The sequence below is a fragment of the Orrella sp. 11846 genome, assembly GCF_048820935.1.
Lineage (GTDB): Bacteria > Pseudomonadota > Gammaproteobacteria > Burkholderiales > Burkholderiaceae_B > Algicoccus.
This window is the reverse complement of record NZ_JBMERD010000005.1, coordinates 60,089-73,282: the sequence shown is the minus strand read 5'-3', so window position 1 is coordinate 73,282 and position 13,194 is coordinate 60,089. Positions and strand designations below refer to the sequence as shown.

Annotated in this window: 9 protein-coding genes; 1 reads left to right on the top strand and 8 read right to left on the bottom strand. The window is 50.1% G+C overall.

Going from position 1 to position 13,194, the window contains the following annotated elements; all coding sequences use genetic code 11:
- The 5 genes from ACOI06_RS05575 to ACOI06_RS05555 form a co-directional block, all read right to left on the bottom strand.
- On the bottom strand, positions 1–1,359 hold the full coding sequence (locus ACOI06_RS05575; RefSeq protein ID WP_420661533.1) for a tryptophan--tRNA ligase: 1,359 nt from the start codon (positions 1,357–1,359) through the stop codon (positions 1–3).
- A gap of 23 nt (positions 1,360–1,382) precedes the next feature.
- A complete protein-coding gene (gene zapE / locus ACOI06_RS05570; protein ID WP_420661532.1) occupies positions 1,383–2,474 on the bottom strand; it encodes a cell division protein ZapE in 1,092 nt (363 codons plus the stop codon).
- A 93-nt stretch (positions 2,475–2,567) separates the two neighbouring features.
- The gene (gene lpdA / locus ACOI06_RS05565) at positions 2,568–3,995 is read right to left on the bottom strand and encodes a dihydrolipoyl dehydrogenase (RefSeq protein ID WP_420661531.1); all 1,428 of its coding nucleotides are present in this window, start codon (positions 3,993–3,995) and stop codon (positions 2,568–2,570) included.
- 15 nt (positions 3,996–4,010) lie between these two features.
- On the bottom strand, positions 4,011–5,216 hold the full coding sequence (gene odhB, locus ACOI06_RS05560; protein ID WP_420661530.1) for a 2-oxoglutarate dehydrogenase complex dihydrolipoyllysine-residue succinyltransferase: 1,206 nt from the start codon (positions 5,214–5,216) through the stop codon (positions 4,011–4,013).
- A 58-nt stretch (positions 5,217–5,274) separates the two neighbouring features.
- Entirely contained in the window at positions 5,275–8,145 is a 2,871-nt protein-coding gene (locus ACOI06_RS05555) for a 2-oxoglutarate dehydrogenase E1 component (RefSeq protein ID WP_420661529.1), read from the bottom strand.
- 320 nt (positions 8,146–8,465) lie between these two features.
- On the opposite strand from ACOI06_RS05555, the gene ACOI06_RS05550 reads away from it, so the two are divergent.
- Entirely contained in the window at positions 8,466–10,766 is a 2,301-nt protein-coding gene (locus ACOI06_RS05550) for an NADP-dependent malic enzyme (protein WP_420661528.1), read from the top strand.
- A 104-nt stretch (positions 10,767–10,870) separates the two neighbouring features.
- Here the strand turns inward: ACOI06_RS05550 and gltA are convergent, their stop codons facing one another.
- Genes gltA through ACOI06_RS05535 form a run of 3 tightly spaced genes read right to left on the bottom strand, consistent with a single transcriptional unit; the run spans position 10,871 to position 13,188 of the window.
- Entirely contained in the window at positions 10,871–12,166 is a 1,296-nt protein-coding gene (gene gltA / locus ACOI06_RS05545; RefSeq protein WP_420661527.1) for a citrate synthase, read from the bottom strand.
- Between the two features lie 27 nt (positions 12,167–12,193).
- Complete coding sequence (locus ACOI06_RS05540; protein ID WP_420661526.1) at positions 12,194–12,460, bottom strand: succinate dehydrogenase assembly factor 2; 267 nt, start codon at positions 12,458–12,460, stop codon at positions 12,194–12,196.
- Positions 12,461–12,471: 11 nt separating this feature from the next.
- The gene (locus ACOI06_RS05535) at positions 12,472–13,188 is read right to left on the bottom strand and encodes a succinate dehydrogenase iron-sulfur subunit (RefSeq protein ID WP_420661525.1); all 717 of its coding nucleotides are present in this window, start codon (positions 13,186–13,188) and stop codon (positions 12,472–12,474) included.
- Between the last annotated feature and the right edge of the window lie 6 nt (positions 13,189–13,194).

Genomic DNA, 13,194 nt, shown 5'->3' with positions numbered 1-13,194 from the left:
TTAGTCCTGCAGCTGCACAATGGCGACTTGGGTTGCAGCCATCAGCACATCGCGCGTTTGTACGCTGTCACTTGCCATCCCTTGCGCAAGGACTTCGGATCCGTTCATCACCTGATAGGCTTTCTCATCCGTTGGATCCACACAGATCTCAACCGAAGGTTGTTTTAACTGCTGGGTCACGGCACCTAAATCGCGTGGATTGGCTACTGGTAAAGAGATTGCCAGTGTTTCATCCGTCGCAGAAAACAGTTTCAAACGGAACTGTCCATCTTCGTCGCGATAGGTCACCAAACGGGCTAGCTTTGCCTTTTGTTTGGTTTTTTTAACTGACACAACAGGCGCACTGACTCCACACAGTCCAACTGCCTCACGCGCAGCCTCAATCATCGGCGCACTAATTTCTCGAGCTTTAGCAGCCCCGGCCTGCAAAATATCTTCCAAATCATCAGGACGCGTCATCAAACTTTCATACTCAACCCGTAAGGGTTCAATCTCACGCTCTACGACCTGTACCAGACGTTTCTTGGCCTCACCCCAACCCAAACCTTCTTTCAAATCTTGCACAAATTGTGCCGTCTCTTCTTCAGTTGCAAACGCCTGAAAAATCGGGAACATATGCGTATCATGTGCATCTTTAGGTTCCCCAGGCAAACGAGAGTCAGTCACAATTTGAGACACCGTTTCTTGTAAACGGCGCGAACCACCTTCGAACAAAGGAATAGTGTTGCCATAACTCTTCGACATCTTGCGGCCATCTAAGCCCGGCAAAATCGCGACCGCCTCATCCACCACGGCTTCGGGCAGTACAAAGAGCGGTTTAGACTCGCTAGCATACAAATAATTGAAACGTTGCGCGATGTCTCGCGCCATCTCCAAATGCTGTACCTGGTCTCGACCGACTGGAACTTTGTTCGCGTTGAACATCAAGATGTCGGCGGCCATCAGGATGGGATAAGAGAATAAGCCCATCGTGATTCCATCATCGTCTTCCAGACCTTTTTCACGGTTTTGATCGACACTGCCTTTATAGGCATGGGCACGATTCATCAATCCCTTTGCTGTGACGCAGGTGAGCATCCAGCTCAATTGCGGGATTTCCGGAATATCAGATTGACGATAAAACGTGACTTTATTCGTATCCAAACCTGCAGCCAACCAAGTCGCCGCAATGGCCAATCTAGATTCGGCAATTCTTTGCGGCTCATCACATTTAACTAATGCGTGGTAGTCTGCCAAAAAGAAAAAAGCATCGACATCATCGGCCTGACTGGCACGAATGGCAGGACGAATGGCGCCTACATAATTACCTAAATGAGGAATCCCTGTCGTTGTGATCCCAGTCAGCACACGAGTTTTCATAAGATTTTTCTTTAAAACAAAATTTATAGTTCAGCGGCAACACGTGCCTCTGATTCCAAATATTCCAGTGATTGCATTTCCAGCAGTCTCGACACCGTTCGATGAAACTCATTAGACATGGGCCCCTCAGTGTAGAGGGCTTCTGGTTCACAGTCTGCCGAGATAATCAACTTAACTCGATGATCATACAGAACGTCAACCAGCCACGTAAAGCGTCGAGCCGCTGATGATTGTCTCGCTGTCATTTTAGGTACATCCGAGAGCAGGACCACCTGATACTGATTTGCCAATTCTAGATAATCATTCTGTGAACGAGGCCCTTCACACAGGGTTTCAAAATCAAACCAAATCACATTTTCTGATCGTGCAACCGCAGGGATAAGGCGATGTTCAAGTTCGATTTCCGGCTTCAATCGTTCTGATTCAGAAAACGTCTCGAACGCGGTTTCCATGGCAACTTGCGCGCCCGCATCCAATGGGTAATGGTAGGCTTCAACTTGCTCCAGTGAACGGCGTCTGTAATCCACCCCACTGTCCACGTTTAAGACATCCATGCGTTCATAAATCAGTTGAATCGCTGGCAATATCCGATCTCGATGTAGACCCTCGGGATAGAGTGTGGACGGCTCATAGTTCGACGTCATAATAAATGCCACACCCCGCTCAAAGAGCGCAAAGAGCAAGTTATGCAGAATCATGGCATCTGCAACGTCTGAGACATGAAACTCATCAAAGCAAATCAATTGATACTTAGAAGCAATTTCACGTGCGACTTCTTCCAATGGATCTTGCCGACCTTTAACCTTATCCATCGCCCGATGGACACTACGCATAAATTCATGAAAGTGCAAACGGGCTTTACGTGAATCTTCCACCGTGTCGTAGAACGCGTCCATCAAAAAGCTTTTTCCACGTCCGACACCACCCCATAAATAAACCCCACGAGGGGGTTCGGTTCGAGAAAGTAGCCGTCTCAATGGATTACTGCGCGCTCGTTGATAAGCTTGCCATTCATCGTAGAATTGCTGCAGCCGTTCAACGGCCTTTTTTTGTGCAGCATCCGCCTGAAAACCATTCTTCTGGAGCGCAAGCTCGTAGGACTGAGTAACGTTCATGTTTCTTTAAAATAGGAAAGGCACCTTGAACCGGTGCCTTTGTCACAGAACCGACACACCCAAACTCGGGTGTGTCGGTTCAATCATCGCTGCTTAGAAGTTAAGCGTGCGCTTATCAACGGCCAGTGCGGCTTCTTTCATTGCCTCTGACAACGTGGGGTGTGCATGGCAAATCCGTGCGATATCTTCAGATGCACCACGGAATTCCATGATAGTCACGGCTTCCGCAATCAATTCAGACGCCATCGGACCCACAATGTGGACACCCAACACTTCATCAGTTGTTGCATCGGCCAACACCTTCACAAACCCGGTGGTATCACCCAATGCACGGGCTCGACCATTGGCCATAAAGGGGAAGCTACCGCTGCGATAAGCGCGACCGTCCGCTTTCAACTGCTCTTCGGTTTTACCCACCCAAGCAATTTCTGGCGAGGTGTAGATCACCCACGGAATGGTGTCAAAGTTGACATGACCATGCTGACCAGCAATGCGCTCAGCCACAGCCACACCTTCTTCTTCAGCTTTATGTGCCAGCATCGGACCACGAACCACGTCACCCACCGCCCAAACATTGGGCAGGCTTGTGCGACACTGATCATCAACCGTCACAAAACCACGATCGTCCAGCGCCAGACCTACTTTGGCGGCTTCCAAACCACCGGTGTACGGCACACGTCCAATCGATACAATGAGCTTGTCAACGACCAGTTTCTGTTCTTGACCAGCTGAATCAGTCCATGGAATGGTGACTTGACGGGCGGTCTGCTTGACCTCACCGATCTTGGCACCCACATGAATATTCAGACCCTGCTTCACGAACGATTTGTGCGCTTCTTTCGCAGCCTGCTGATCCACAGCGCCCAGGAAGGTCGGCATGGCTTCCAGCACGGTCACTTCCGAACCCAGACGACGCCAAACACTGCCTAGCTCCAGACCAATCACACCCGCACCAATCACACCTAAACGCTTAGGCACAGATTCAAGACTCAGTGCACCGTCATTGGACAAAATCTGTTTTTCATCAAAGTTCAGGCCAGGCAATGCGCGCGGTGCGCTACCTGTTGCCACAATGACGTGCTTGGCATTCAATGTGGCCGCTTTCTTACCAGCCACTTCGATTTGCCAGTTGTCACCATCTTTACCTGCAAATGAGCCAACGCCATGGAAAAACTCCACTTTGTTTTTCTTGAACAGATACAAAATACCGTCGTTGTTTTGTTTAACAACGGTATCTTTGCGTCCAATCAGTTGGGCCAGATTGAGCTTCACACCCTGAACTTCAACACCATGCTCACCGAGATGGTGTGATGCTTGCTCAAAATGCTCAGAAGACTGCAACAACGCTTTGGAAGGAATACAACCCACGTTGGTGCAAGTCCCACCAAGCGCAGGATCACCCTTTGCATTGGAAGCGGCATCCACGCACGCAACTTTCATACCCAGCTGGGCTGCACGAATGGCTGCAATATAGCCTCCAGGGCCTGCGCCAATAACTACGACATCAAATTGATTCGCCATGAATTATCTACCTAATCAGACTTCAAGCAACAAACGCTGTGGATCTTCCAGTGCTTCTTTCATTGCAACCAGGCCCAATACGGCTTCACGACCGTCAATAATGCGGTGGTCGTAAGACATCGCCAGATAGTTCATCGGACGAATGACGATTTGACCGTTCTCCACAACAGCGCGATCTTTGGTGGCATGCACACCCAAAATGGCGGATTGCGGTGGGTTAATAATAGGTGTTGACAACATCGAGCCAAACACACCACCGTTTGAAATCGAGAACGTACCACCAGTCATTTCTTCAAGCGTCAACTTGCCTTCGCTGGCACGACGACCAAAGTCTGCAATGGTTTTTTCAATGTCAGCAATCGACATCTGATCTGCGTCACGCAAAATAGGCACAACCAAACCACGTGGTGTCCCCACCGCAATACCGACGTCAAAGTAACCGTGATAGACGATGTCAGTGCCATCCACCGAGGCGTTCAAAACTGGATAGCGCTTGAGAGCTGCCACAGCCGCTTTCACAAAGAACGACATAAAGCCCAGCTTCACACCGTGTTCTTTTTCGAACTGATCTTTGTATTGTTTACGCAGATCAATGACGGCTTGCATGTTCACTTCATTGAACGTGGTCAGAATGGCGTTTTCTTGCTGTGAGTGCAACAAGCGTTCTGCAATACGTGCACGCAGACGGCTCATCGGCACGCGCTGTTCTGGACGACCATCGAGCGAACGGGCAATGGCCACTGGCGCTGCAGGCGCAGATGCAGCCATGGCATCAGCTTTAGTCACACGACCATCACGACCGGTGCCGGTTACGGCATCAGCAGACACGCCTTTTTCAGACAGAATCTTGCTTGCGGCTGGTGAGGCAATGCCAGCTGCGGCTGTGCTGGCGGGTGCTGCGGCCGCGGGTGCGGGTGCCGCTGCAGCAGGCGCTGCGGCTTCGGCAGGTGCGGCTTCAGCGGGTGCAGCACTGGCTGTGGCTGCGGTATCAATTTTGGCCATCACTTCGCCGGATGTCACGGTCGCACCGTCATCCGTGATGATTTCGGTCAACACACCTGATGCAGGTGCGGGGACCTCCAAAACCACTTTATCGGTCTCAACTTCAATGAGAATCTCGTCTGCTTCAACGGCCTCACCAGGACGTTTTTTCCAGACCATCAGTGTCGCTTCTGACACCGATTCAGAGAGTTCAGGGACCAGGACTTCTTTAATTGACATAAGAAATTTTCCGTAATGATATTGATCTGTGAATGTTCTTTTGACGCTTCAACCCGCGTTATTTAACCAAAGCATGCGTTTTAAACTTACCAAATGCTTGCTCAATCAATGCCTTCTGTTGCTCAACGTGCTTGGCCAGATAACCAACCGCAGGTGAAGCAGACGCCGCACGACCTGCATAGGCCAGTTTTTGACCTTTCTTCATGTGCTCATACAAGTGGTGACCAATGTAGAACCAAGGACCTTGGTTTTTCGGCTCATCTTGAACCCAAACGATTTCTGTCGCTTTAGGATATTTAGCCAACTCTTCTTCAAACAGCTTATGAGCAAATGGATACAACTGTTCAATACGCACGATCGCAACGTTTTTCTCATTGCGTTCTTTACGCGCATTCACAAGGTCATAGTACACCTTACCAGAGCAAACCAACACACGCTTGACGCTGTTCGGTTTGATGCTGTCATCGCACTCGCTGATCACAGGTTGGAAATGGTGCCCAACCGACAGTGCTTCCAAGGGTGATCCCGCATCTTTGTTACGCAGCAAAGACTTGGGTGTCATGATGATCAGTGGCTTGCGGAACTGTCGGATCATCTGGCGACGCAGCAAGTGGAAAATCTGAGCCGACGTTGTAGGCTGCACGACCTGGATATTGTTGTCCGCACACAGCTGTAAGAAACGTTCAATGCGAGCTGAAGAGTGCTCAGGACCCTGACCTTCATAGCCATGTGGCAACATTAGCGTCAGACCGCAATGACGACCCCATTTCGCCTCACCTGAAACAATAAACTGGTCAATCACAACTTGCGCACCGTTTGCAAAGTCACCAAACTGTCCTTCCCAGATGGTCAGGGTGTTGGCCTCTGCAGTGGCATAACCATACTCAAAACCAAGAACGGCTTCTTCAGACAACACGGAGTCAATGACCACAAAAGGTGCTTGATCTTCAGAGACGTGCTGCAAAGGAATGTAAGTACCATCATCCCAACGCTCACGCTTTTGATCATGCAACACAGCATGGCGGTGAGTAAACGTGCCCCGACCTGAGTCTTGGCCAGAAATCCGGATTGGATAACCGGCGTTGACCAAGCTCGCAAAAGCCAGATGCTCACCCATCCCCCAATCCAGATCAACTTCACCTTTACCCATGGCACGTCGATCGTTCAGCAAACGTGTCACCAGCGGGTGGACGCTAAAGCCTTCAGGCACCGTTGTAATGCGTTCGGCCAAACGATGAAGCTCCGCCATTGGCAAACCGGTATCAGCATGATCGGTCCATTTGGCATTCAGGTACGGCGTCCAGTCTGTCGCGTACTTGCTCTTGTAATCAGTCAACACAGGTTCAATCGTGCCCTGTGCGTCTTCCATGTATTTGCGATAAGCCTTGACCATATCGTCAGGCTCATTCTCTTTCAAGATGCCTTGTGCGACCAACTTGTCGGCATAACGCTTACGTGTACCTGGGTGCTGGCCAATGCTCTTGTACATGAGTGGCTGCGTCATCGCTGGTGTGTCTTGCTCGTTGTGACCCAACTTACGGAAACACACAATATCGATCACCACATCACGACCAAATGTATTACGGAAATCCAGTGCCAAACGCGTCACAAAAACCACGGCTTCCGGATCATCACCATTGACATGGAAGACCGGGGCTTCAATCATTTTGGCAACGTCAGTGCAATACGTCGTCGAACGCGCATCACGAGGATCTGACGTTGTAAAGCCAATTTGGTTGTTAATCACGACATGGACAGTACCGCCTGTACCGTAACCACGGGTCAGCGCCATGTTCAGCGTTTCCATCACCACACCCTGACCGGCAAAGGCTGCGTCACCGTGCACCAGCACTGGCAACACTTGTTTAAAGCCCTTCTCCAGACCACGACGCTCCTGACGAGCGCGCACGCTACCTTCAACCACTGGGTTCACAATTTCAAGGTGAGACGGGTTAAAGGCCAATGACAAATGCACTGGACCACCCCGGGTTGACAGGTCACTTGAATAACCGTTGTGGTATTTCACGTCGCCATCGGTCAAACCGTCAGCGTGTTTGCCTTCAAACTCTGCAAACAAATCACTCGGCATTTTGCCCATGATATTGACGAGCATGTTCAGACGACCACGGTGAGCCATCCCAACCACGAGTTCCTGAACACCATTGTCACCGGCGTGGTTAACCATTTCGTCCATGCACGCAATAAAGCTTTCACCACCTTCTAGTGAGAAACGCTTCTGACCCACATATTTCGTATGCAGGTAACGCTCAAGCCCTTCAGCTTCGGTAAGCTGCTGCAACACGTTGCGCTTAGCTTGTGCACCCAAATTAGCGGTGCTACGGGTTGTTTCGAGGCGCTCTTGAATCCAACGCTTCACGTTTGGATCTGAGACGTGCATGTACTCTGCACCGACCGTGGTGCAATAAGTTTGCTTCAGTGCTTCGATAATTTCACGCAGCGTCATGGTGCTGGCTGTTGTGAAATACGTATTAGTCGCAGAAAACTCCTGATCCATGTCGACATCAGTCAGACCATAGAACGCTGGAGTCAACTCAGGAATATCGGGTCGTGCATGGCGCTTGAGCGGATCCAGATCTGCCCAGCGATTACCCAGATAACGGTAAGCTGCGATTAATGATTGAATTTGTAACTGCTTAGAAGCAACGGCCTGATCGGCCACTTGTGCGCCGGCGGCAAAGCCTTGACGGGCACGTTGTGCAAATGCTTCGATGATCGGTGCATGACGCTGGTCGCGAGTCTGGGTTTGCCCATCCACAGCAGGTGCGTTTTGCAACTGATCAAAATATTCTCGCCAGTTCTCAGGAACAGCTGATGGGTTGTCGAGATAAATCTCGTACAGCTCCTCAACGTAGGGTGCGTTACCACCATAGAGATAGGCGTTTTGCTGAAGATCGTTTTGTAATGACATTTTTACGCTTCACCTTGCCGGGTGCTTCACCCGAATTGATGCAGGAAACCTTCCGCTTTCACGGTCTAACCGGTCTGCGGATAGCGGGGCAGAAGGCACGTGGATAGCCTGATTTAAGCCATGGACAAAGTTTAACGCATGCGCGCGCAAAATGGCGCATAACCTTGCGACCCCACCAAAAAGTCATCACTGACTCAAACCTCTCTGTTTTGCTGCATCGCAGCACAAAAAGTCAAGCAAGCTTTTTCCAGATGAGTACTATTATCACTAAGCGCACAGCAGATTTGTGTCTGATTGATTCTTTTTCAAGGTTTTTGCATATGACTCACGATTTCAATCAACTCGCGTTGGAATATCACGCACTCCCCAAGCCGGGAAAGATTTCTGTCACACCGACTAAACCTCTTTCTAATCAGTTTGACTTATCACTCGCCTATTCACCTGGCGTTGCTGCTGCCTGCATGGAAATCTATCGTGATGAATCACTTGCAGCGCAATATACGTCACGCGCCAATCTTGTTGGTGTCATCACCAACGGGTCTGCTGTGTTGGGTTTAGGCAACATTGGTCCTGCCGCGGCCAAACCGGTGATGGAAGGTAAAGGATGTCTTTTTAAGAAGTTTGCGGGCATTGATGTTTTTGACATTGAGCTCAATGAGCAAGATCCCGACAAACTGATTGACATCATTGCTGCCCTAGAGCCTACGCTAGGTGGCGTGAACCTTGAGGACATCAAGGCACCCGAGTGCTTTTACATCGAGCAAAAATTACGCGAACGCATGAAAATCCCCGTTTTTCATGATGACCAACATGGGACTGCGATTATCGCCTCAGCCGCTCTAATCAATGGTTTGAAGCTCGTTGATAAACCCTTAGAGGAGATTAAACTGGTGTGCTCGGGCGCCGGTGCTGCAGCCATCGCTTGCCTGAACTTATTCGTGACGCTAGGGCTTTCTCGCGACAACATTTATGTGTGCGACTCACGTGGTCTCATCTGGCAAGGCCGTGATGAAAACATGGAAGCCAACAAGGCTTTGTATGCACAAAATACAGACATGCGAACCATGGCCGAAGCATTGGTCGGTGCTGATGTCTTTTTAGGTTGCTCCACCAAAGATCTCCTCACAGGCGACATGATCAAACCCATGGCACGCGATCCGATTCTGCTTGCCCTAGCCAACCCAGATCCTGAAATTCTTCCCGAAGTTGCCAAGGCTGCCCGTCCAGATTGCATCATCGCAACAGGTCGTTCGGACTACCCGAACCAGGTCAACAACGTCTTATGCTTCCCATACATCTTCCGAGGTGCGTTAGACGCAGGTGCCACCAGCATCACTGAAGAAATGAAAATGGCGGCCGTACATGCCATTGCTGAGCTCGCTCAAATTGAACAAAGCGATGAAATGACTCAAGCCTACCAAGGCCACGACATCAGCTTCGGCCCAGAGTTCATTATCCCCAAACCTTTTGATCCTCGCTTAATTTCCAAGATCGCCCCAGCTGTTGCCCAAGCGGCCGCCGACTCTGGTGTGGCGACACGACCCATTCAGGATATGAAGGTTTATGAACGCAGCCTTTCTGATCAGGTTTACCATTCCGGCCATATCATGCGCCCCGTCTTTGAACTGGCTCGCGCGAACCCCAAACGTGTCGTGCTGGCCAACGCCGAAGAAGAAGTTGTTTTACGAGCCGCTCAAGCAATTTTGGACGAACGCATTGCAGAACTCATTCTGATTGGTCGCCCCAGCGTCATCAAAATGCGGATTGAAAAACAAAATCTACGCCGCATTCAACCTGGCGTGAACGTAGAAATTGTCGACCCGGACAATGACGATCGATTTTATGAAGCCTGGCAGACGTACCATCGACTGCGCGCCCGCGATGGCATCACGCCTCAGATCGCAAAAGCAGTTGTGCGCAAGCACAATACGTTGATTGGCGCCTTGCTGATTGAACGCGGTGACGCCGACGCCATGCTGTGCGGCATTGGTAGCCAATTCGACAATCAGCTCGAATACATTGACGAAGTGATCGGTATGGCACCAGGTGCTGGTACCTATGCGGCCCTTAATGTGCTTCTATTGCCTGAACAAACCTTGTTCATTTGCGACACGCACGTCAATGAAGACCCGACCGCTCAGCAAATCGCCGATATGACCTTGTTGGCCGCAGAAGAAGTGAAACGTTTTGGGATCACACCTAAAATCGCACTACTTTCTCATTCCAACTTCGGCAGCCGACGCACGGCTTCTGCGCAGAAAATGGCGTATGCCAGAGACATTTTGGCACATGTTGCACCCGATCTAGAGCTTGACGGTGAAATGCAAGCGGACGCTGCATTGTCAGAAGAGATCCGCAAAAACGCCTTACCAGAAACAACACTCAGTGGCGAGGCCAATCTCTTTATCACACCCAACTTAGACACTGGCAACATCACCTACAACTTCCTCAAAATGACGGGAAGTCATGGTGTTGCTGTGGGTCCGATCTTGCTGGGTGCGGCTAAACCCGTGCACATTCTGACGAACAGCTCAACAGCTCGTCGCATCATTAACATGACCGCGATTGCTGTGGTACAGGCACAAATGCTGGAGCAAGAAGCCAACTCGGCTGAGGACTAACCTTTTTAAGACCCCTGCTCTTTAGGGGTCTTAAAAAGCAATGGGGCGGTACAGATTAGACTGTACCGCCCCATTGCTTTATGTCATCTCAAAAATGAATTAGATCACTTGATATGACGAACACCTTCACCGACGTACAACTGACGTGGACGACCAATCTTGTATTCAGGATCGGAAATCATTTCGTTCCACTGTGCAATCCAACCGACTGTACGTGCCAATGCAAAGATGGCTGTAAACAATTCGTTTGGAACACCAATTGCACGCTGCACGATACCGGAGTAGAAATCAACGTTCGGATATAGCTTGCGATCCACAAAATACTGGTCTTCAAGCGCAATACGCTCAAGTTCCATGGCCAGCTTAAAGAGTGGATCATTTTCCAGACCCAGAGCGGCCAATACTTCTTTGGTGGTTTCTTGCATCAGCTTAGCACGTGGATCGTAGTTCTTATAGACACGGTGACCAAAGCCCATCAAACGCACGCCTGAGTTCCTGTCTTTGACTTTCTCCATAAACTCGCCGACTTTGGCTACACCACCGTTGGCTTGCAGATCTTCCAGCATGTGCAAGCAAGCTTCGTTGGCACCACCGTGTGCGGGTCCCCACAAGCAGGCGACACCCGCAGCAATGGCTGCAAATGGGTTCGTGCCGGATGAACCACACAAACGAACGGTTGATGTTGAAGCATTTTGCTCATGATCTGCATGCAATGTAAAGATGCGATCCATTGCACGCTCAAGCACTGGGTTCACTTCATAATCTTCGCAAGGTGTGGCAAACATCATGCGCAAAAAGTTGCCTGCGTAACTCAGATCGTTACGTGGATAGATGAATGGTTGACCCTTCGTGTATTTGTAGGCCATGGCGACCATCGTGGGCATTTTTGCAATCAAACGGATCGCAGAAATGTGACGATGTGTTGGATCCGTGATGTCTGTGGAGTCATGGTAGAACGCAGACATCGCACCGACCAGACCGGTCAGAATGGCCATTGGGTGTGCATCGCGACGGAAACCACGCAAGAAAAAGTGCATCTGTTCGTGCACCATATTGTGACGGTTCACTTGCAGATCAAAATCTGCCTTTTGTGCGGCATCAGGCAATTCACCGTTCAAAATCAGATAGCAAACATCCAGGTAGTCTTTCTTTTGCGCCAACTCTTCAATTGGGTAGCCACGATAGAGCAACTCACCTTTGTCACCATCGATATAGGTAATGGAGGACTGACATGAAGCTGTCGACAAAAAGCCCGGATCGTACGTAAACATGTCGGTTTGGCCATACAGTTTACGGATATCGATCACATCAGGCCCCAGCGTACCGGAATAAACCGGTAACTCCATGGAGGGTGCACCATTCGAAAATGATAGCGTTGCTTTATTGTCGGACAGTTTCATCAGCAGTTTCCTTTATTTGGCAGTAAGTTAGGCCACACGTACTTGGTCAAGCACATGCCTGACCTCGGGACGATCCAACGCCCCAGACAATTGCGTGCGACCGAGCAACAAGTCCATCAGATCGTTGTCGCCCAGTTCTAGTAGACACTTCAGTCCAAAAACATCCGCGTCCGTCATCGTCTTCTCATTCGCATCCAAATAACGCGTCAAGAGAAGGTCGTTTTCTAGCAAACCTCGTCGAGCACGCCAACGTAGGCGTGCTCGATCGTGTGCATCTAAAGTTTCGGTACCCATATAGGTCGCCCTTAAATACCGCGTCTAACCAGCATTTCCTTGATTTTGCCAATTGCCTTCGCAGGGTTTAGACCCTTCGGACACACATCGGTACAGTTCATGATGGTGTGGCAACGGAAAAGTCTGTAAGGATCTTCCAGGTTATCCAAGCGTTCGCTCGTGGCCAGATCGCGACTATCGGCAATAAATCGATAAGCCTGCAACAATCCGGCTGGGCCCACGTATTTATCTGGGTTCCACCAGAAGGAAGGGCAAGCCGTCGAGCAGCATGCACACAGAATGCATTCATACAAACCATCGAGCTCTTCACGTGCTTCCGGTGATTGCAGACGCTCACGCTCAGGTGGTGGTGTGTCGTTAATCAGATAAGGCTTGATTGAGTGATATTGATCGAAGAAGTGGGTCATATCCACAATCAAGTCACGGATCACAGGCAACCCTGGCAATGGACGCAGGACGATGGGCTCTTTGAGCTCCAACAGGTTGGTCGTACATGCCAAACCATTCTTGCCGTTGATGTTCATGGCATCGGAGCCACACACACCTTCGCGACAGGAGCGACGGATCGACAAACTGTCATCAACGTCGTTCTTAATACGAACCAATGCGTCTAGCAACATCTTATCGGTTGGACGAAGCTCAACCTCGAGTTTTTGCATGTACGGACGATCATCCTTGTCGGGATCGTAGCGGTAGATTTCGAATTTAACAATGCGCTTAGCAGTCATGTTCAG

Bases quoted from the DNA above. Each gene is read 5' to 3' on its own strand.
- ACOI06_RS05540 (WP_420661526.1), bottom strand. From the start codon at position 12,460: ATGGGTACCGAAACTTTAGATGCACACGATCGAGCACGCCTACGTTGG.
- zapE (WP_420661532.1), bottom strand. From the start codon at position 2,474: ATGAACGTTACTCAGTCCTACGAGCTTGCGCTCCAGAAGAATGGTTTT.
- gltA (WP_420661527.1), bottom strand. From the start codon at position 12,166: ATGAAACTGTCCGACAATAAAGCAACGCTATCATTTTCGAATGGTGCA.
- ACOI06_RS05550 (WP_420661528.1), top strand. From the start codon at position 8,466: ATGACTCACGATTTCAATCAACTCGCGTTGGAATATCACGCACTCCCC.
- odhB (WP_420661530.1), bottom strand. From the start codon at position 5,216: ATGTCAATTAAAGAAGTCCTGGTCCCTGAACTCTCTGAATCGGTGTCA.
- lpdA (WP_420661531.1), bottom strand. From the start codon at position 3,995: ATGGCGAATCAATTTGATGTCGTAGTTATTGGCGCAGGCCCTGGAGGC.
- ACOI06_RS05535 (WP_420661525.1), bottom strand. From the start codon at position 13,188: ATGACTGCTAAGCGCATTGTTAAATTCGAAATCTACCGCTACGATCCC.
- ACOI06_RS05555 (WP_420661529.1), bottom strand. From the start codon at position 8,145: ATGTCATTACAAAACGATCTTCAGCAAAACGCCTATCTCTATGGTGGT.
- ACOI06_RS05575 (WP_420661533.1), bottom strand. From the start codon at position 1,359: ATGAAAACTCGTGTGCTGACTGGGATCACAACGACAGGGATTCCTCAT.